Origin of the sequence: Agrobacterium tumefaciens (assembly GCF_031801495.1) — a bacterium.
GTDB classification, from domain to species: Bacteria; Pseudomonadota; Alphaproteobacteria; order Rhizobiales; family Rhizobiaceae; genus Agrobacterium; species Agrobacterium tumefaciens_K.
This window is the reverse complement of sequence record NZ_JAOEGC010000001.1, coordinates 119640-137622: the sequence shown is the minus strand read 5'-3', so window position 1 is coordinate 137622 and position 17983 is coordinate 119640. Positions and strand designations below refer to the sequence as shown.

At 58.2% G+C, this 17983-nt stretch carries 18 protein-coding genes; 12 read left to right on the top strand and 6 right to left on the bottom strand.

Annotated elements, in window-relative coordinates:
* Window positions 1-5 precede the first annotated feature (5 nt).
* The 5 genes from N7578_RS00685 to wrbA all read right to left on the bottom strand — a co-directional run bounded on the left by N7578_RS00685 (window position 6) and on the right by wrbA (window position 3338).
* Window positions 6-440, bottom strand: a complete 435-nt coding sequence (locus N7578_RS00685; RefSeq protein ID WP_311108406.1) for a DoxX family protein — start codon at window positions 438-440, stop codon at window positions 6-8.
* A 182-nt stretch (window positions 441-622) separates the two neighbouring features.
* The gene (locus tag N7578_RS00680) at window positions 623-1399 is read right to left on the bottom strand and encodes an SDR family oxidoreductase (protein ID WP_311108405.1); all 777 of its coding nucleotides are present in this window, start codon (window positions 1397-1399) and stop codon (window positions 623-625) included.
* 11 nt (window positions 1400-1410) lie between these two features.
* Complete coding sequence (locus N7578_RS00675) at window positions 1411-1857, bottom strand: ester cyclase (protein WP_311108404.1); 447 nt, start codon at window positions 1855-1857, stop codon at window positions 1411-1413.
* 25 nt (window positions 1858-1882) lie between these two features.
* Window positions 1883-2656 (bottom strand): SDR family NAD(P)-dependent oxidoreductase, encoded by a 774-nt coding sequence (locus N7578_RS00670; RefSeq protein WP_311108403.1) that lies wholly within the window; start codon window positions 2654-2656, stop codon window positions 1883-1885.
* A 73-nt stretch (window positions 2657-2729) separates the two neighbouring features.
* Entirely contained in the window at window positions 2730-3338 is a 609-nt protein-coding gene (gene wrbA, locus N7578_RS00665) for an NAD(P)H:quinone oxidoreductase (protein ID WP_112682974.1), read from the bottom strand.
* A 231-nt stretch (window positions 3339-3569) separates the two neighbouring features.
* On the opposite strand from wrbA, the gene N7578_RS00660 reads away from it, so the two are divergent.
* Genes N7578_RS00660 through N7578_RS00625 form a run of 8 tightly spaced genes read left to right on the top strand, consistent with a single transcriptional unit; the run spans window position 3570 to window position 11683 of the window.
* Window positions 3570-4430 carry a transketolase gene (locus N7578_RS00660; RefSeq protein ID WP_311110015.1) on the top strand — a complete coding sequence of 287 codons (861 nt, stop codon included), beginning with the start codon at window positions 3570-3572 and terminating at the stop codon, window positions 4428-4430.
* Complete coding sequence (locus N7578_RS00655) at window positions 4430-5416, top strand: transketolase C-terminal domain-containing protein (RefSeq protein WP_311108402.1); 987 nt, start codon at window positions 4430-4432, stop codon at window positions 5414-5416. Before N7578_RS00660 ends, N7578_RS00655 begins: the two co-directional genes overlap by 1 nt.
* Window positions 5416-6717, top strand: a complete 1302-nt coding sequence (locus N7578_RS00650; RefSeq protein WP_311108401.1) for an aspartate aminotransferase family protein — start codon at window positions 5416-5418, stop codon at window positions 6715-6717. Before N7578_RS00655 ends, N7578_RS00650 begins: the two co-directional genes overlap by 1 nt.
* A gap of 32 nt (window positions 6718-6749) precedes the next feature.
* Window positions 6750-7781, top strand: a complete 1032-nt coding sequence (locus N7578_RS00645) for an ABC transporter substrate-binding protein (protein WP_311108400.1) — start codon at window positions 6750-6752, stop codon at window positions 7779-7781.
* Window positions 7782-7795: 14 nt separating this feature from the next.
* Window positions 7796-8842: an ABC transporter substrate-binding protein gene (locus tag N7578_RS00640; RefSeq protein ID WP_311108399.1), complete on the top strand. Its 1047-nt coding sequence runs from the start codon at window positions 7796-7798 to the stop codon at window positions 8840-8842.
* Window positions 8839-10113 carry an ABC transporter permease gene (locus tag N7578_RS00635; RefSeq protein WP_311108398.1) on the top strand — a complete coding sequence of 425 codons (1275 nt, stop codon included), beginning with the start codon at window positions 8839-8841 and terminating at the stop codon, window positions 10111-10113. The genes N7578_RS00640 and N7578_RS00635 overlap by 4 nt, the downstream gene beginning before the upstream one ends.
* 3 nt (window positions 10114-10116) lie before the next feature.
* Window positions 10117-10926, top strand: a complete 810-nt coding sequence (locus N7578_RS00630; RefSeq protein ID WP_311108397.1) for an ABC transporter permease — start codon at window positions 10117-10119, stop codon at window positions 10924-10926.
* A gap of 7 nt (window positions 10927-10933) precedes the next feature.
* Window positions 10934-11683, top strand: coding sequence for an SDR family oxidoreductase (locus N7578_RS00625; protein WP_311108396.1), 750 nt, complete (start codon window positions 10934-10936; stop codon window positions 11681-11683).
* A gap of 18 nt (window positions 11684-11701) precedes the next feature.
* Here the strand turns inward: N7578_RS00625 and N7578_RS00620 are convergent, their stop codons facing one another.
* Window positions 11702-12379 carry a GntR family transcriptional regulator gene (locus N7578_RS00620; protein WP_311108395.1) on the bottom strand — a complete coding sequence of 226 codons (678 nt, stop codon included), beginning with the start codon at window positions 12377-12379 and terminating at the stop codon, window positions 11702-11704.
* A gap of 184 nt (window positions 12380-12563) precedes the next feature.
* Between N7578_RS00620 and N7578_RS00615 the strand changes: the two genes are divergently transcribed.
* From N7578_RS00615 to N7578_RS00600, 4 genes are read left to right on the top strand one after another with little or no spacing between them, the layout of a single operon-like run.
* Entirely contained in the window at window positions 12564-13928 is a 1365-nt protein-coding gene (locus N7578_RS00615; protein WP_311108394.1) for an aminotransferase, read from the top strand.
* A gap of 9 nt (window positions 13929-13937) precedes the next feature.
* Window positions 13938-15374 carry an amidase gene (locus tag N7578_RS00610; protein ID WP_311108393.1) on the top strand — a complete coding sequence of 479 codons (1437 nt, stop codon included), beginning with the start codon at window positions 13938-13940 and terminating at the stop codon, window positions 15372-15374.
* Between the two features lie 25 nt (window positions 15375-15399).
* On the top strand, window positions 15400-16482 hold the full coding sequence (locus tag N7578_RS00605; RefSeq protein WP_311110014.1) for an ABC transporter ATP-binding protein: 1083 nt from the start codon (window positions 15400-15402) through the stop codon (window positions 16480-16482).
* A gap of 18 nt (window positions 16483-16500) precedes the next feature.
* Window positions 16501-17982, top strand: coding sequence for an NAD-dependent succinate-semialdehyde dehydrogenase (locus tag N7578_RS00600; protein WP_311108392.1), 1482 nt, complete (start codon window positions 16501-16503; stop codon window positions 17980-17982).
* The last annotated feature ends 1 nt before the right edge of the window (window position 17983 follow it).

Below are 17983 nucleotides of genomic sequence, written 5' to 3'. Positions count from 1 at the left end.
TTCGCTTAGCGGCGGGCGTCGAGGCTGAAACGGCCCGCGCCGAATGCCACGACCTGCAGGAGACCGCCGGCCATCGCGATGTTCTTGAAGAAATGGATGAACTGGTTCAGGTCGCTAAGGTTGTTGTGGAACGTCAGTGCCGTGGCAACGCTAAACAGGGCAAGGATCAGAGCGACGATGCGGGTCTGGAAACCGAGGATCAGGGCAATGCTGCCCAGGAGCTCAGTCAATACGGCTGCGCCAAAGGACAGCGGCGGGAAGGGCAGGCCAACCATATTGATATAGCCGATGGTGCCGGCCGGGTCGGAAATCTTGCTGATGCCAGAGAGGAGGAAGATTGCTGCCAGAAGTACACGGCCGGCGAGAGGCGTTACGCCGCTGATGATTGCAGATTGGGAAAGAGTCTCAACGCGCTGGGCGATTGCATCGGAATAAGACATGGACGTTCTCCTTAAGTTTGGGGCGTAGCCACCTTGGCTGCGTCGTGAGGAGAAATTGCCATCATCCAAGCGAACGAAAAAGCTGGATAATATCGCCGATTATCGTCGAGAAAATCGAATGATGCAGGCAAAGAAAAACCCGCGCTTTTTGAGGGCGCGGGTCCGACTGGGGGGTCGAGAAATCAGATAACGGAAAGCAGCCCTCCATCCACCAGGAGCGCGGTGCCCGACACGTAGCTCGACAGGTCCGAGCCAAGGAAGGCGACAGCATCTCCGACTTCTGCCGGTTTGCCAAGGCGGCGAAGCGGCGTCCTCTGGCGAAAGCCCTCGGAGGCCTGTGCGATGCCGGGGCTGGTGCGAAGAAGCTCCGTGTCGATAGTGCCGGGTGCAACTGCATTGACGCGGATTCCGTCGGGGCCAAGAGCGTCGGCCAATGATTTGGCCATCAGCACCACGCCGCCCTTACTGGTCGAGTAGGCGACGGTGATGCCGGCGCCAGAGATCCCGCCCATGCTTGCCATGAGGACAATGCTGCCCTGCTTGTTGCGTGCTTTCATCTGAAGCGCAGCTGCCTGCGCTCCAAACAGAGGGCCATCGAGATTGACAGACATCAGGCGGCGGTAATCGTCTTCCGGAACCTCCACCCCGTCTGTCTTCAGCGTAATGCCTGCATTTGCGACCATGACGTCGACGCCGCCGAATTCTTCTGCCGCCGCAACGAGGGCGTCGTTGTCAGCCTTGCGACTTACGTCTGCTTTCACGAAGACGGATTTGGCCCCCAGTTTTCTGATCTCGGAGGCAGTCGGTTCACCGCCTTCGCGCGGTGCTTCCACGACGTCAGAGACGATAACTGCTTTGGCGCCATGTTCGGCAGCACGGATGGCGATCGCACGGCCAATGCCGCTTGATGCGCCGGTTACGATGACGACCTTGCCGTCGAGAATGTTGCTGTTGCTCATTGTGGTGATCCTTAATGTTCCGGCACTTTGGGAGCCGAGGATGGCAGGGCGTCGAGTTGCTGCAGAAGATAATAGAGGTTGGCCACGCCCCAGTGTTCGACGATCTGGCCGTTGCGAATGCGCATGGCGTCGACGGTTTCGAACTTGATCTGGCGGCCCGTTGGCGCGATCCCAAGGACGACGCCCTGATGCGTGCCGTGATAGGTCTTGAAAGTCGTCACGATGTCGTCGTCGACCGCTTGCCAGTGAATTTCGGCGTGGAAGTCCGGGAAGGCTTCGCGCAGAGCATGGTAAAGGCGGCGGGCTCCTGCCTTGTCTGGTGTCCCCCCAGGCTGCGGTGTGTGGTCCAGAAAGTCTTCGGCGAAAAGCTGATCGAAGAGCTCAAAATTACCGCCGGACTGTACCTCGAGTGTGTTACGGCGGACGACTGCTTTCAATACTTCGTTTTGGTCAGACATGGGATGTTCCTTTCAAGATTGAGCGTCAAAGTTCGAAGCCACCAATCGTCATGCCACCATCGACGGTCAGCATGTGTCCGGTGACATAGGAGGCGGCGTCGGAGGCAAGCCAGATTGCTGCGGCCGCGATTTCTTCGGGCTTGCCGCCGCGCTTGGCAGGAATGGCGTTCTGAGCCAGTGTCGCAAAAGCCGGGTTTTGTTGGCTGTTGGCCACAACCATCGGCGTTTCAGTCCAGCCGGGCGCAATCGCATTGACGCGGATGCCGTGAGCTGCATTTTCCATCGCGACAACCCGGGTCAGCCCTTGCACGCCATGCTTTGAAGCAGCGTAGGCACTCATGCCTCCTGGTCCCGTCAAGGCAGCGACCGAAGCCGTGTTTACAATAGAACCACCGCCGCTGCGCTTGATCAGCGGGATCTGGTACTTCATCCCGAGAAAAACACTCTGCAGATTGACGGCGATCACCCGTTGAAAATCCTCAAGAGCATAGTCTTCGATGCGCTTCGCAGGGCCGGTTATACCCGCATTGTTGAAGGCCGCATGGAGACGGCCGGATGTAGAACCGATCTGCTCGATCCATCCGACGACCTGGAGCTCGCTCGCGACATCGAGTTCGGTTGTGAACACCCTGCCATCTTCGGCTCGGATGAGCTCTGCTGTTTGGGTGAGTGCGGTGGCATCGCGATCAGCCAGATGTACTGTTGCGCCGTCGCGAGCGAGCCCAAGTGCTATCGCCCGACCGATCCCAGAGCCTGCACCGGTGACCGCGACGACCTTGTTTGAGAAAAGCGAGGACATGACTTCTCCTTGCCAGCCGATCGCAATCGGCTGGTCTGGTTGGAGCTGAATTTTAAGAGTGATTTAGGCGGGTTTAGTTGCGCGCAGCGACAAGAGCGGCCGCAGTGCGGGCGACGATCTCGCCCTGGTGGAAGGCACCGGCGAGATCGATCTGCGAAGGCTGGCGCGACCCGTCGCCACCGGCAACTGTCGTTGCCCCGTAAGGAGCGCCGCCGACAATTTCTTCACTGCTCATCTGTCCCTGATGGCTATAGGGCAGGCCGACGATGATCATGCCAAAGTGCATGAGGTTGGTGATGATCGAGAACAGGGTGGTTTCCTGGCCGCCGTGCTGTGTGCCGGTCGATGCGAAAGCAGCGCCCACCTTGCCGTTGAGAGCACCCCGTGCCCACAGGCCACCGGCCTGGTCGAGGAAGGCCGCCATCTGCGACGACATCCGCCCGAAACGTGTGCCGGTACCGACGATAATTGCATCATAATCCGCCAGTTCGGCCACTGTCGCAATGGGGGCTTCCTGGTTGATCTTGAAGTGAGCCTTTTCGGCGATTTCGAGCGGAACAGTTTCCGGGACACGCTTGATTGTTACTTCGGCGCCGGCGCTTCTTGCGCCTTCTGCGATCGAGCCTGCCATCGTCTCGATGTGGCCGTAGGACGAGTAGTAGAGGACGAGTACCTTGGTCATTTGCTTTGCTCCATTGGGATGGCTGAATTCGATGGAGACAACATCTGCTTTTTCAACATTCGATAAAAGCTGCATAATTTGATCTGTTACGTTCGATTTTATCGACCTGTCACGTTGTCAAAAAATCCATGTTGCCTTTATCTCGATTCTCTATATCTTATAACTTATAAGTTAGGGAGCAACGGGAGTATATCCGTGACAATGTTAAATATTTATGGCGGCCATCCAACGATGGGCCGCGACGATGACCCATTGTCTGAAGCCAAGGTGGAGCTTTTGCGCGAACGCGCCCAGTTCGTCCGGCTTGAGACGATTCGGCTGATCTCGATCGCCAAGGTAGGTCACTACACCTCGGTGTTTTCGTGCGCCGAGATATTCGCGGCGCTCTACTATGACGTGATGAACATCAGAAAGGGCGAGCCCGCCTGGCCGGACCGTGACCGGTTTCTGATGGGGAAGGGTCATGCCGCTGTCGGATTGTTCCCTATCCTCGCCGACCTCGGCTTCTTCGATCCGAGCTGGCTGGACACCTATACCCGTCTTGGAAGCCCGCTTGGCGATCACCCTGACATGACGAAGGTGCCGGGCGTGGACTTCAGTTCCGGTTCGATCGGTCATGCCCTCTCAAACGGCGTCGGAATGCTTCTCGGCGCGCGCTTCCAGAAGCGGGACTTCAACGCGTTCGTACTTCTAGGGGACGGTGAAATGCAGGAGGGCCAGGTCTGGGAGGCCGCGCTTTCCGCTTCCAGTCACGGCCTCTCCAACCTCGTCGCTATCATCGACCGAAACGGTTACCAGCTCGATGGAAAAGTTGACGATGTCCTCGCCGTGGAACCGCTGGACGAGAAGTGGCGGGCTTTTGGATGGGAGGTCCACACCGTCGACGGGCACGACGTCCATGCCCTCACGACGCTTCTCCGACAGGTGAAGGCGGACACCGGGCGGGCCAGGCCCTGCTGCATCATAGCGCAGACGGTGAAGGGCAAGGGCATCGATTACATGGAGACCGAGCCCGGTTGGCACCTAGGGTACCTCGGCGCGGAAGACGAAGACAACGCCCGCGAAACCATTCTCAACACGGTGATTTCCTAATGAACCAGCTGATTTCCAAGGACTCGTGGCAATACCGCGAAGTGAACCGTCGCGCACCGTCGCTGCCGACGCTGTCGAACGCGCTGATCGAGCTGGCAGAAGCCGGCCATCCGGTAATGGCCGGAACAGCCGACCTCCAGTACTCGAATGGCCTGAACGAGTTCGCCAGGCGTTTTCCCGAGAGGTTCGTGCAGTTCGGCATCTCCGAGCAGAACATGGTCTCGGCAGCCGCCGGAATGGCGACGACCGGAGTCATTCCCTACGTTGCCACGTTCGCCTCGTTCCTGGCTCTTCTCTGCTGCGAGCAAATCCGGATGGACGTCGCCTACTGCAAGCAGCCTGTCCGTCTCATCGGTCACCACACAGGCATCTCGCTTGGGTTCTATGGCACGTCCCATCACGCGACCGAAGACATCGCGATCACCAGGAGCATCGCCAATCTCGCTGTCGTTTCCACGGCGGACGGACCCGCACTGGCGGCCGCCCTCAAGGCAACGGTCGATTACCCTCTTCCGATTTACTTCCGCATCCACCGCGGTCACGATCCTGTCGTGTACGAAAACGGCATGGACTTCCAGCTCGGGAAGGCCGTGGTTCACGGGATTGGCGACGACGTCACCATTATCGCCGCGGGCTACCCGGTCCACGGTGCGAAAAAGGCGATGGAGGAGCTCAGCGCCGCCGGTCATTCCGTGGGCCTGATCGACATGCACTCGATCAAGCCTCTGGACGAGGAAGCCATCATAGAGGCATCGGCGCGCTCGAAAATCATCCTCACTGTCGAAGAACACAACATCCTCGGCGGTCTGGGTGGCGCTGTTGCCGAGGTTCTCGCAGAGAAGGGGAAAGGGGCCCGCCTCGTACGTCACGGCATCCGGGACGAGTACAGCCTGATCGCTCCGCCCACGCACCTCTACAGGCACTACCGCCTCGACGCCGACGGGATCCGCGCGGTGGTTCTCGAAAACATCGGGGGAGGGGCTTGATGGCAAGCAACAACGAACTGATCGCAAGCCGCGCCGAGGCGGTTATACCCGGCGGTCTTCTCAGCCCCAGCCGACGCCTCGGATCGCCGATCGCGTTTGCCAGGGCCGATGGCCCGTACCTGTACGATGCCGATGGCACCCGATACACCGACTACCACTGCGCCTTCGGTGCAAACGTTCTCGGGCACAGAAACCCCGCGATCTCCCGGGCCATTGCTAGAGTCGGCGAGAGCCTTGATCTGGTCGGGGCCGGAGTTCTCGAACTTGAGGTCGAGGTCGCCGAGCTCCTCGTGAAGGCCATTCCATGCGCCGACCAGGTCGCCTTCTGCAGCAGCGGATCGGAAGCCACGTATCACGCCCTGCGCCTGGCCCGCGCCTATACCGGGCGCAAGCAGATCATCAAGTTCCAGGGCGGCTACCACGGCTGGCATGACTACGTCGCAATGAACGGGCAGTCCAGCCGGCAGATGATCGACGCTTTCGACCCCATGTCCGACGGTATCTTGTACGACGCGGCACGTTACACCAAGATACTTCCCTACAACGACGCCACGGCGGTGGAGGAATACATCCGGGCCAATCCGGGCGAGGTGGCCGCTGTCATCATCGAGCCGATCGCGCACAACATGGGAGCGGTCGTCGCTCAGAACCAGTTCCTGCGCGATCTGAGGAGGATCACCTCCGAAAACGGCGTGATCCTGATCTTCGATGAGGTGATCACCGGGTTCCGGCACGCTCTCGGCGGATACCAGTCGATCGTCGGCATCACGCCCGACCTCGCCACCTTCGGCAAGGCTGCCACCAGCGGCTATCCGATCGGGTTGGTTGCCGGCCGCCGGGACATCATGGAACGCGTGGGCCGGACCGGCGAGGGAGCGGTCTTCATGGGAGGTACCTTCAACGGCACCCCTTCCTCTATGGCCGCCGTCAAGGCCACCGTCCAGGAGTTGTCGAAGCCGGGCGTCTACGACCGCCTTTTCGACCGTGGCAGCTATCTCCGCAAGCAGATCGACGAAATCATCGCGCGGCACGGCATCAGGGCCCAGACCGCGGGCTTCGGTTCCGTCTGGCTCGTGTACTTCTTCGAGGGCGAGTTCAAGGAGTATGCCGACCTCCTACGGAACGACAACGAGCTCGACATGCGGTTCCGCCGGGCCCTGATCACGGGCCGGCAGATTTTCCAGCCCCTCCAGCTCAAGCGCCTCTACCTGTCGCTCAGTCACGATCAAACGGTGTTGGACGACACCCTCGAGCTCATCGACGCCACCATGGCTGATCTTGCGAGGTCAGCCGCCGCATAACGACAAAACCTTATCTCAAAAAAGGGGAACCAATGAGAAACCGGTTTATAACATTGATGGCCACGGTCGCTTGCCTCGCGGCGGCGACACCGACACTCGCCCGCGATCTCACGGTCGTTGGCTTCGGCGGCGCAACTCAGGAGGCTATGCGCGAGACGCTCTTCAAGCCTTACGAAAAGAAGTCCGGCGCGCCTCTTCTCGAGGAGTCGTACACGGGAGGCATCGCCAAGGTGAAGGCGATGGTGGAGACCGGCACGACGACGTGGGACGTCGTGCAGATGGACGAGAACGAGATGATCCTGGCGTGCGACCAGGGCCTTCTCGAGACGTTCGACTGGAAGAGCCTGCCGAATTCAGCAGACATCATCGGTCCGGCCAAGTCGGACTGCGGGGTGGGGGCCTTTGTCTGGTCGAAAATCCTCGCATATGACGGGGACAAGACCACCGGCGTCATATCCTGGGCGGACTTCTGGGACGTTAAGAAGTGGCCGGGCAAGCGCGGACTGCGCAAACAGGCTCGCATGACGATCGAGATCGCGCTGCTCGCCGACGGGGTGAAGCCTGAGGAACTGTACAAGGTCCTGGCGACGAAGGAAGGGCAGGACAGGGCATTCGCCAAGCTCGATCAGTTGAAGCCCAACATCCAGTGGTGGGAGAGCGGCGCGCAGCCGATGGAATGGCTCGCCTCGGGCGAGGTCGCGATGACTTCCGCCTACAACGGCCGCGTCATCGCCGCCAACCAGCAGGGCAAGCATTTCAGGATGTCCTGGACCAACCAGCTTTACGCGATGGACTTCTGGGCCATCCCCAAGGGCGGGAACAGTGACAAGGCTTTCGACCTTGTCGCGTATATGACCAGCCCAGAGCCGCAGAAGGCTTTCGCCGAAAAGATGGTCTACGGCGTCACCAACGCGAAGGCGACGTCCAGCATTTCCGCAGATATCGCACCGCAGCTGCCGACAGCCGAAAAGAACATGGCCGGTGCGCTCGCGTTGAGCACGCCGTTCTGGGTGGATCACGAAGAGGAGCTGCAGCAGCGGTTCAATAGGTGGGTGGCACAATGAGGAGGAGAGGTCTCATGCACTATCGCGATTTCATTGGGGGGCTGGTTTTGCTCGCCGGCCTTGGCGTCTCGTCGATGAGCCTGGCCGAGCCCGGCAATCTGACGGTCGTGGGAGCTGGCGGCGTTCTCCAGGACGCGGAGCGGAAGGCTTTCTTCGAGCCCTTCGCCAAGTCCTCAGGGGTCGCCGTCACCGAAGACTCGTATTCAGGTCAGATGGCCAAGGTTCGTGCAATGGTGGCAAGTGGAAGCGTTTCCTGGGACGTCATGCAGGTCGAACAGAACACTCTGCTGTCAGGATGCGCTGAAGGCCTGTTTGAAAAACTCGACTGGACCAGGATCGGTAATCAGGAAGACTTCATTCCTGAAGCTTACAGCGAGTGCGGAGTTGGCGCTTTCGTCTGGTCCATGGTTCCAAGCTATGACAAGTCCAAGCTCGCTGATGGGCCGAAGAACTGGGCAGACTTTTGGAATACTCAAAAGTGGCCTGGCAAGCGAGGTTTCAGACAAACTGCCAAGATGACGCTTGAGATCGCTCTGCTTGCAGACGGCGTTCCCGCTGGGGAGGTTTACGATGTTCTGTCGACCAAAGCCGGTCAGGATCGTGCCTTCGCCAAGCTCGATGAGATCAAATCGGACATAATCTGGTGGACGTCTGGAGCAGAGTCGCTGGAGCGTCTGGCGTCTGGTGACGTTGCGGCAACAGCAACCTTCAACGGCCGTGTGTCGGCCGCGAACGCAACGGGCAAAAACTTTGCCCTTCTCTGGGATGGTCAAGTTTACGGCATTGACTACTGGGGCATCGTGAAGGGAAGCGCCAACCGGGAAAACGCTGAAAAGTTCATTGCTTTCGCATCCACCGACACCGCGCAATCCGCCTTCCCGCAGTATATCACCTACGGAGTGACGAACAAGAAAGCCATCTCGAACGTCAAGCCTGAGCTGGCGAAAGACCTTCCCACCACCGAGGAAAATCTGAAAACCGCTGTCGGCCTCAACACCGAGTTCTGGGCGGACAATGGTGAAGCTCTTGAGGCGAGGTTCGCAACATGGCGGGCTCAGTGACATCCGAATTGGCAGTGCGGCAGTCCTCCGGGGCTGCCGCCGCCCAGCCCGCATGCGCGTCAGCGCTCGCGGCTGGTTTTCGAGCCGACCGAAAAAGGCAGAGACTGATCTCGGTCATGCTGATCGGACCGCTCGTTGCGTTCATCGTCTTCGCATTCGTTCTACCGCTGGGAACCATGCTGTTCTATGCGGTGAACAACCCCGAGGTCCGCAACGCACTGCCGCAAACACTGGAAGTATTGAAAACATGGGATGGATCAGGTCCTCCACCCGCGGCGGCCTTCGACGCGCTTGTTGCTGACATAAAATCCGATGTTCCGCCGAACGTTCTTGCCGAAGCTGGCCGTCGTCTGAACTACGAGATAACTGGCTTCCGCAGTCTCCTTGCCAAGACAGTTCGCAACGTTCGCAACGCCGAAATAACAGTAGCGCAGCAGCACTTATCGGCTATCGACGAACAATGGAACGATCCTGCCTACTGGAGGGTAATCAAGCGGAACGGGTCCGCATTGACGGCATTCTATCTGCTGTCTGCTGTCGATCTTAGACCTGGAGACGAAGGAGGTGCCAAGCTCGCTCCTCCGGAAGAGCGGCTCTTCCTTTCCACGCTGATGAGAACACTGGTCATTAGCACCGTCGTCACGCTCATCTGCGTTCTCCTTGCCTACCCAATAGCCAATGCAGTCGTTTCTGTGGGGGGACGATTCTCGGCCATCCTGCTGGCTTGCGTTCTGTTGCCGTTCTGGACCTCGCTTCTGGTGAGAACGAGTGCCTGGATCGTCATTCTTCAGAAGGAAGGGATAGTCAATCGCGTGTTACAGGCACTTGGTTTGACGGACGCCCCGCTTGAGCTCGTGTTCAACAGAACCGGTCTTTATATTGCAATGGTCCACATCCTGCTGCCGTTCATGGTGCTACCGCTTATCAGCGTCATGAAGGGTATCTCGCCGACCTTCGTGCGCGCATCATCATCTCTGGGGGCAGGGCCGTTGACAACATTCCTCAGAGTATATCTCCCGCTTACGCTGCCCGGCGTCGGTGCTGGTTGTCTCCTGACATTCATCATCGCAGCAGGATATTATGTCACACCGACACTGGTTGGCGGCGCGTCGGACCAAATGCTCAGCTATTTTGTCGCCTTCTATGCGAACACGACAATCAACTGGGGCATGTCGGCCGCACTCGGCGTCCTTCTTTTGAGCTGCATTCTGGCGCTGTACATCATAGTCGGCAGGATCGTCGGTATCGACCGGATCGTTGGAATGGAGTGAGTCATGCCTGCCAACATCAGACGCTTACAGATTGGGTTTTGTCTTTTCGCGATGGTTTTCCTGATTGGGCCGACCTTCGCAATCATCCCGATCTCTTTCAGTTCGGCGAACTTTCTTTCGTATCCGCTACCCGGCTTCTCGCTGCAGTGGTACTACAAAATCTTGCAGCCGCAGCCATGGATGGCTGCGCTGCTGAACAGCCTCATCATCGGCGCGGGCGCGACTGCAGTCGCAACGGTCCTCGGCACTGTGGCAGCTCTCGGTCTCTCAAGAGGACATCTTCCCGCCCGATCGACGATTCTCGCCGTCATTATCTCTCCGATGATCGTCCCCGTCGTGATTAGCGGCGTCGGAATGTACTTCTTCTTCGCGAAACTGGGCCTCGTCGCTTCTTTCCTGGGCCTTGTATTGGCTCACGCCGTGCTTGCGGTACCCTTTGTCGTGATCACCGTTACCGCCACACTGAAGAACTTTGATATGAACCTTGTCCGAGCAGCGGCAAGCCTGGGTGCATCGCCTTTTTACGCATTTCGTACTGTGACACTTCCCCTGATCGCCCCCGGCGTCGTGTCGGGTGCGCTGTTTGCTTTTGTCTTTTCGTTCGATGAGGTGGTAGTCGCCCTCTTCATCAGTGGTCCTGGACAGAAAACCCTGCCGCGGCAGATGTTTGACGGTCTGAGGGACAACATCGACCCATCCATCCTGGCAATGTCGACGCTGCTCGTCATCATCTCGATCATCCTGATGAGTGGGGGAGCTCTTGTTCGGAAACGCGCGGCCGCTCATGCGAACCCGCAGAATAAGTCGGAGTAATTGGTAAATGATCATCGTAACCGGAGCCACGCACGGGATTGGACGGGCTTGTGTCGAAACACTTGCAGCAGCAGGAAGACAGGTACTTGCAACCGGTAGAGACGCTGTCGCCGGCGCAGAACTTGCCGAAGCAAACGCGACTGTCGTTTTTGTCCCGGGTGATGTCAGTGAGGAAAATGACTGCAGAAAGGTTGTCGAGTATGCTCTCGAGCTAGGTGGTGGAAGTCTTTCAGGTCTTGTCAACAATGCGGGAATGTCAAAACGCATTTCATTTTCTGTGGCAACACAGGCTGACTGGGATGAGGTTCTTGCGGTTAATGCGCGCAGCGCGTTCCTCTTCACGCGCCACGCTCTAGCGGGTTTGAGGAAGGGGAGGGGCTCGGTTGTCAACATCGCCAGCATCGCCGGGAAAACGGGCGAGGAGGGACTGGCAGTCTATTGCGCGTCGAAAGCTGCCGTCATCGGAATGACTGAAGCGCTGGCTCTCGAGTTCGGGGAAGAAGTGCGCTTCAATGCCGTGTGCCCTGGACAGATCGCGACACGAATGATGAACAAGATCATCGCTGATCCACTGAGGAAAAAGCAGCTTGAGCTGCGTATTCCAGCGAACCGTTTCGGAACGCCGGAGGAGGTCGCGGATGTGGTCGCATGGCTTCTCTCTGACCACTCAAGCTACGTAAATGGAACGGTCATCACAGTCGATGGCGGTGAGACGGCAGGCTTGCGCACGCCGCGTGTTGCTGAAGTTGCAAATTGAGGACCAAGTTAACGGGAGCTAAACCAGCTCCCGCTCCTGGAAATATCGCAGAAAGCTTGTTGATGCCCGCGTAATATCATTCTCGATTGCCGCCCTGGCCTTCTTCTTGTTCTTCAACCGAAGAGCTTCCAGGAGGTGCTCATGCTCTTCCGCGCCAACGTAATCGTGTGGGATCTCGCGATAATAGACATTGAGGATCGGTCCCATAGACACCCACATTGTCTCGATTTGCGAGATGAGCATCGGCATTTGTGAAAGGCGATAGACACCGAAATGGAACGACCTGTTTGCCGATCTTGCAGCCTCGAAGTCATCAGACTTCTCGCTCGCGACAAAAGCTTCGTGGAAGTTCTTTAGCTGTTCGATGTCTGCGGCTGAAACATTTTCTACCGCAAGTTCAGCAGCAAGGCCCTCAAGCGCAGTACGTATCACTTTTATCTGGACATAACGATCTTGACTGAGTTCCGGGACAACGACAAACCGGCCCGAACGGAGCTCGAATGCCTGCTCGCTCACAAGACGCAAGCACGCTTCACGCACAGGGGTGACACTTGTGCCGAGCCTTTCCGCGAGCTCCTGCATCAAAAGCCGCTCGCCAGGAGCAAAACTCCCCACAATCAAACCCTCACGCAGCTTGGCATAAATCCTGGCAGACAGGCTCCCCATCTCCCCCGGCTGCATGTCCATAACACTCATCGTCTCAACTCCTAATCCCTACTGCTTGCATTCCTGAACCGAACGCTGCGACTAGCCACTTATATCTTATAATCCTGCCGTGTACCTTAGATTACGAATTTTATCCCAAAGCCAACAACAGCAGTTGCCAACTCCATCTGATAACTTATAAGTTATAAAAAACAAGAATGCTTTGGAGGCTATCGTGCTAAATTCGCTCAGGTCACGCGATATGGCGTACCATTTTCACTCGCAGACCAATCCCCGTCGTCAGGAGATTGACGGCCCGTTGATGATCAGCAAAGGGGAGGGCTGCTATGTCGTCGACGAGCTCGGCAACCGATATCTGGAAGGTATGGGTGGGCTTTGGTGTGCATCGCTCGGCTTCGAAAACGAGCGTTTGGCAGAAGTGGCGGCCACACAGATGAAGACGCTGGCGACCTACCATACGTTCAATCATCGCTCGAATGATCCTTGCGCTGACGTGGTTGAGCAGATCGCCGAGCTTTCGCCAATTCCAGGGAGCAGGGTATTCCTGGTCAACTCAGGCTCGGAAGCCAATGACACGATGGTCAAGCTGGCCTGGTACTATAACATCGCCCGGGGAAAACCATCCAAACGTAAGATCATCAGCAGAAAGGGCGCTTTCCACGGCAGTACCGTGATGGGAGCAGCACTCGGCGGCCTGCCGCACATGCACGAGAGCTTCAATCTGCCAGGTTTGAACGTTATCTACGCGGAGAAGCCACACTTCTACAAACACGGTATGCCGGGCGAATCGGAGGAAGCTTACTGCGATCGCCTGATTGTAGACCTAGAGAGCCTGATTACCGCAGAGGGACCCGAAACCATAGCCGCCATGATCGCTGAACCGGTCATGGGAGCAGGCGGAGTCGTTACGCCTCCTCCCGGGTATTTTCCGCGCGTCAGCGAAGTCCTCAAGCGCCATGACATTCTCCTTCTCTCGGACGAGGTGGTCTGCGGCTTCGGACGCAGTGGAAACTGGTTCGGGTGCGAGAGCTTCGGTTTCGTACCCGACATGATGTCCATCGCGAAGGGCCTGTCCTCGGGCTATGTCCCTATCGCCGCAGCAGTGATCGGAGATCACGTTTATCAGGCAATTGCCGACGAGGCCGATCGCATTGGGGTTTTCGGACACGGTTTCACGTATTCCGGTCACCCCGTAACGGCGGCTGTGGCCGCCGAGGTGCTCCGTACGTACCGTGAAATGGATATCCCCGCGCGCTCCCGGGAACTCGGCCGTTATCTTTTCGCGAAGCTTCCGACCGCGATCGCTGGTAGCCCCTTTGTAGGTGAAATTCGCGGCGCAGGCTTTCTCGCCGGGATCGAACTCGTAGCCGACAAGTCGACGAGGACCGCGTTTGAGCCAGCCCTCAAAGTTGGCGCATTTGTCGAGCGCCGTTGCCGCGCACACGGCGTCATGATCCGAAACATGGGCGATGTGATTTCCGTCTGCCCGCCATTCATCATGACAACATCACAGATCGACGAGCTTGTGGGCGGTATTGCCGCGGCGCTCGAAGACGCTGTTTCTAAATTCAAGAATTGAGCGTGTACGATGGATGAACTTGCAAAACTCGATCTCTGCGCCCAGGCGGCGCTCGTCAAGGCAGGGCAGGTGACTGCCGAAGAGCTTCTGGAGGGGGCTATTAGACGGACCGAAAAGACAAACCCGCAACTGAACGCCATCATCCGGCCTCTGCATGAGGAGGCTCGCAGGGAAGCGCGGGGAGCAGATAAGAGCAGCGTTTTTGCTGGCGCTCCCTTCCTCGTCAAAGACCTGTATTGCCACATGGCAGGTGTGCCAACCACGGGTGCTTCGGAGATCACACGGGATTTTGTGCCTGACCACGACAGCGAACTGATGCGCAGGTACCGCAAAGCCGGGCTCAGTACGTTCGGCAAGACCAATCTCTGCGAGTTCGGTACCCTCGGGACCACAGAGCCGAAACTCTTCGGGCCCACCCGCAATCCATGGGACATTTCGCGGTCAAGCGGCGGATCGAGCGGTGGCGCTGGCGCTGCCGTGGCTGCTGGCATTGTCCCGGCAGCCCATGGCGGTGACGGGGCGGGCTCGATTCGAATTCCGGCGTCATGCTGTGGCTTGTTTGGCCTCAAGCCGTCGCGAGGAAGGATCACACTCGGCCCGGATCTGGGGGACAGTACAGGCGGTATCGTGAATGAACATGTTTTATCGATAAGCGTCCGTGACAGCGCCGCTCTCCTGGATGCGACCCGCGGGACCTTGGCCGGAGATCCCTATACTGCTCCCGCCCCACAGCTCAGCTATATCGACGCGTTGCGATCAAAGCCGCGCCGGCTCAGGATTGCAGTGACCACCACCTCGCTGCTCGACACATATGTAGATCCGGAGTGCGCAAAGGCGACGATCGAAACCGCACGTCTGTGCGAAAGCCTGGGACATGAAGTGGTCGAAGCCATCCCGCAGCTGGATGGCGATACCTACCGCACCTACTACAAGCGGTTCTGGGCAATGACCGCCACCAGGGCCATCACGGCTCTGGCCAGAAGCAGGAATGTCGGGCCCGAAAGCCTCGCGTCAGGTGTCGAGTCCTTCAACCAGTACCTGTACAGCGTTGGCTCGAAGGTCACGGCGGCCGATTATTTGGTAGACCTCAACTGGTTTCATGGTGTCGGCCGGACCATCGCGAACTTCCTCGGCGACTTCGATCTCTGGCTGACACCGACACTCGGCTCTCCGCCGCCATTGCTTGGGCACTTCGATGCGGACATTCACGGCGGTGAGGAGGTCATGGAGCGGTTCCTCCAGTTCCTATCGTTCACCACATTCGCCAATATGGCTGGTCTGCCGTCTATGAGCGTGCCCATGTATTGGACACCGGCTGGACTCCCGGTCGGCACACAATTTACGGGCCGCTTCAACGACGAGGAAACACTGTTTCAACTTGCCGCTCAGCTTGAGGAGGCTCGCCCGTGGTCGGGCAGACGGCCTCTGGTCCATGCAACGGCATAAGCGCATCAAAAAAAGGGGAACCGCTATGTCATCTTCAAAGTATGTGGAATTCATCAGTGTCGATAAAAGCTACGACGGGCGCAACCTCGTCGTGGACACCCTCAACCTCTCCATCTCCCAAGGCGAATTTCTGACAATGCTGGGACCATCGGGCTCGGGCAAGACGACAAGTCTGATGATGCTTGCGGGGTTTGAGGCTCCCAGCGGCGGCCACATCCGCATCGCTGGTCGCTCATTGGAATCCCTGCCACCGCATCGCCGAAACATCGGGATGGTGTTCCAGAATTATGCCCTCTTCCCCCACATGACCGTGGCGGAAAACCTGGACTATCCCTTGCGCGTCCGCAAGATGGCCAAAGCCGAACGCAATGATCGTGTCCGCAAGGTCCTGGATGTTGTGCAGATGGGAGCTTTTGCAGAGCGAAAGCCTGCGCAGCTCTCGGGCGGACAGCAGCAGCGGATTGCACTCGCTCGGGCGATCGTTTTCGAGCCAGACGTCGTCCTTATGGATGAGCCGCTCGGTGCCCTGGACAAGAACTTGCGCGAGCATCTCCAGCTGGAAATAAAACACCTGCACGAGCGTCTCGGGATCACTGTGGTCTATGTTACCCACGACCAGTCGGAGGCCTTGACGATGTCCGACCGTGTAGCGGTGTTCAACGCCGGGAAGATCGAACAACTGGCTCCGCCAGCTGAACTTTACGAGCGTCCTGCCACTCCCTTCGTTGCAGGCTTCATCGGAGAGAACAACCGCCTTTCGGGGGAGATTTCCGGGCGAAACGGCGATGAATATGCCGTCCAGACAGAGACCGGTCACAGAATGATCGTTCGAAGCCAAAAGGACTTCTCAGAACGCCAGCGGGTCATGATATCGGTGCGGCCCGAGCGGGTTCGGCTTGATACCACTGAGGCGTGCCTGAACACCTTTGGCGGAACCGTCGAGGAGGTAATTTATCTTGGCGACCACAAACGTGTGCACGTCAGGGTCAGCGAGGCTTCCACGCTCATTGGAAAGATCCCCAATACAGGCGCCAACATCGACATCAAGCCGTCTCAGTCGTTGTCCCTCGGATGGGACAGCGGCGACGCGGTACTGATCCCGGTTTGAACTTCAGGACAGACTATTATGGCTATCTTCCGAGACTTCGACCTTCGCAACCCTGAACTGATGCGTGATCGAGCCTTCGTGGCAGGGAACTGGGTCGAAGCAAAGTCGGCTGATCGTATTACCGTGACCGATCCGTTTGATGGAAGCGCTATCGCAGACCTTCCCAGCCTTGGGATGGATGCCGTGCGGCATGCGATCGACATCGCAGACGAAACGCAGAAGGCTTGGGCTGCACGTCCTCCTCGAGAGCGTGCTGTAGTGCTCAAACGGTGGTACGATCTGATCGTGACTAACAGCGACGATCTCGCACTCATACTAACGCGCGAGCAGGGTAAACCGCTGAGCGAGGCAAAGGGCGAAATCCTCGCCAACGCCCACTACATCGAGTGGTTCGCGGAGGAGGCCAAACGAATTGATGGCGATATCATTGCTACTCCGGTTTCGGACCAGCGCCTGATGGTTCTCAAGCAGCCCGTGGGCACCTGCGCCGCCATCACACCGTGGAATTTTCCCAACGGCATGATCACCCGAAAGGCCGGGCCAGCGTTTGCAGCGGGTTGCAGTATGGTTCTCAAGCCAGCGTCGCAAACACCCTTGTCAGCCCTGGCGCTCGCCTTCCTCGCGCAGCGGGCCGGGATCCCGGATGGTCTGTTTTCAGTTGTGATGGGGCCTGCGAAAGCCATTGGGGAAGAATTTTGCACCAATCCCAAGATCGCGAAGATCAGTTTTACCGGGTCGACTGAAGTGGGGCGCTGGCTGATGGAGCGGGGAGCTGCCCAGATCAAGCGTCTATCGCTCGAGCTCGGTGGAAATGCGCCTTTCATCGTCTTTGATGATGCTGATGTAGATGTCGCCGTGGAAGGCGCGATCGCTTCGAAGTTCCGGAATGCCGGCCAGACATGTGTCTGCGCTAACAGGCTATACGTCCAGGAGGGCATCCTCCCTGAATTCTCCAGAGCGTTATCGAAACGGGTAGCTCAGCTTAAGCTTGGTAATGGTAGCGATGCTAAAACGACTCAGGGCCCGCTCATTGACCAGAAGGCTGTCGCCAAGATCGAGGAGCACATCGAGGATGCGGTCTCCAGAGGCGCGACCGTCATCGCTGGCGGGCGCAGGAGCGAACTGGGTGGTAATTTTTTCGAGCCAACCGTCATGACGGGCGTCACCCAAGAGATGAAGGTGGCGAAGGAAGAGACATTTGCTCCGCTGGCTCCACTGATCGCGTTTCGCACCGAGAACGAGGTCATCGCCATGGCCAACAACACGGAATACGGGCTGGCATCCTATTTCTTCACCCGGAATTATGCGCGCATATGGAGGGTGGCTGAAGCACTTGAGGCAGGCATGGTCGGTGTCAACACCGGGCTCATCGGAAGCGAGGCAGCTCCGTTCGGAGGGGTGAAGCAGTCCGGTCTCGGGAGAGAAGGATCGAAGTACGGGATCAACGAATACCTCGAGATCAAATACGTTTGCGTCGCCGGGATAGGATCGGCCGCCTAAG

Bases quoted from the DNA above. Each gene is read 5' to 3' on its own strand.
- N7578_RS00655 (WP_311108402.1), top strand. From the start codon at position 4,430: ATGAACCAGCTGATTTCCAAGGACTCGTGGCAATACCGCGAAGTGAAC.
- N7578_RS00640 (WP_311108399.1), top strand. From the start codon at position 7,796: ATGCACTATCGCGATTTCATTGGGGGGCTGGTTTTGCTCGCCGGCCTT.
- N7578_RS00605 (WP_311110014.1), top strand. From the start codon at position 15,400: ATGTCATCTTCAAAGTATGTGGAATTCATCAGTGTCGATAAAAGCTAC.
- N7578_RS00670 (WP_311108403.1), bottom strand. From the start codon at position 2,656: ATGTCCTCGCTTTTCTCAAACAAGGTCGTCGCGGTCACCGGTGCAGGC.
- N7578_RS00620 (WP_311108395.1), bottom strand. From the start codon at position 12,379: ATGAGTGTTATGGACATGCAGCCGGGGGAGATGGGGAGCCTGTCTGCC.
- N7578_RS00685 (WP_311108406.1), bottom strand. From the start codon at position 440: ATGTCTTATTCCGATGCAATCGCCCAGCGCGTTGAGACTCTTTCCCAA.
- N7578_RS00625 (WP_311108396.1), top strand. From the start codon at position 10,934: ATGATCATCGTAACCGGAGCCACGCACGGGATTGGACGGGCTTGTGTC.
- N7578_RS00630 (WP_311108397.1), top strand. From the start codon at position 10,117: ATGCCTGCCAACATCAGACGCTTACAGATTGGGTTTTGTCTTTTCGCG.
- wrbA (WP_112682974.1), bottom strand. From the start codon at position 3,338: ATGACCAAGGTACTCGTCCTCTACTACTCGTCCTACGGCCACATCGAG.
- N7578_RS00660 (WP_311110015.1), top strand. From the start codon at position 3,570: ATGGGCCGCGACGATGACCCATTGTCTGAAGCCAAGGTGGAGCTTTTG.
- N7578_RS00680 (WP_311108405.1), bottom strand. From the start codon at position 1,399: ATGAGCAACAGCAACATTCTCGACGGCAAGGTCGTCATCGTAACCGGC.
- N7578_RS00645 (WP_311108400.1), top strand. From the start codon at position 6,750: ATGAGAAACCGGTTTATAACATTGATGGCCACGGTCGCTTGCCTCGCG.
- N7578_RS00675 (WP_311108404.1), bottom strand. From the start codon at position 1,857: ATGTCTGACCAAAACGAAGTATTGAAAGCAGTCGTCCGCCGTAACACA.
- N7578_RS00600 (WP_311108392.1), top strand. From the start codon at position 16,501: ATGGCTATCTTCCGAGACTTCGACCTTCGCAACCCTGAACTGATGCGT.
- N7578_RS00610 (WP_311108393.1), top strand. From the start codon at position 13,938: ATGGATGAACTTGCAAAACTCGATCTCTGCGCCCAGGCGGCGCTCGTC.
- N7578_RS00650 (WP_311108401.1), top strand. From the start codon at position 5,416: ATGGCAAGCAACAACGAACTGATCGCAAGCCGCGCCGAGGCGGTTATA.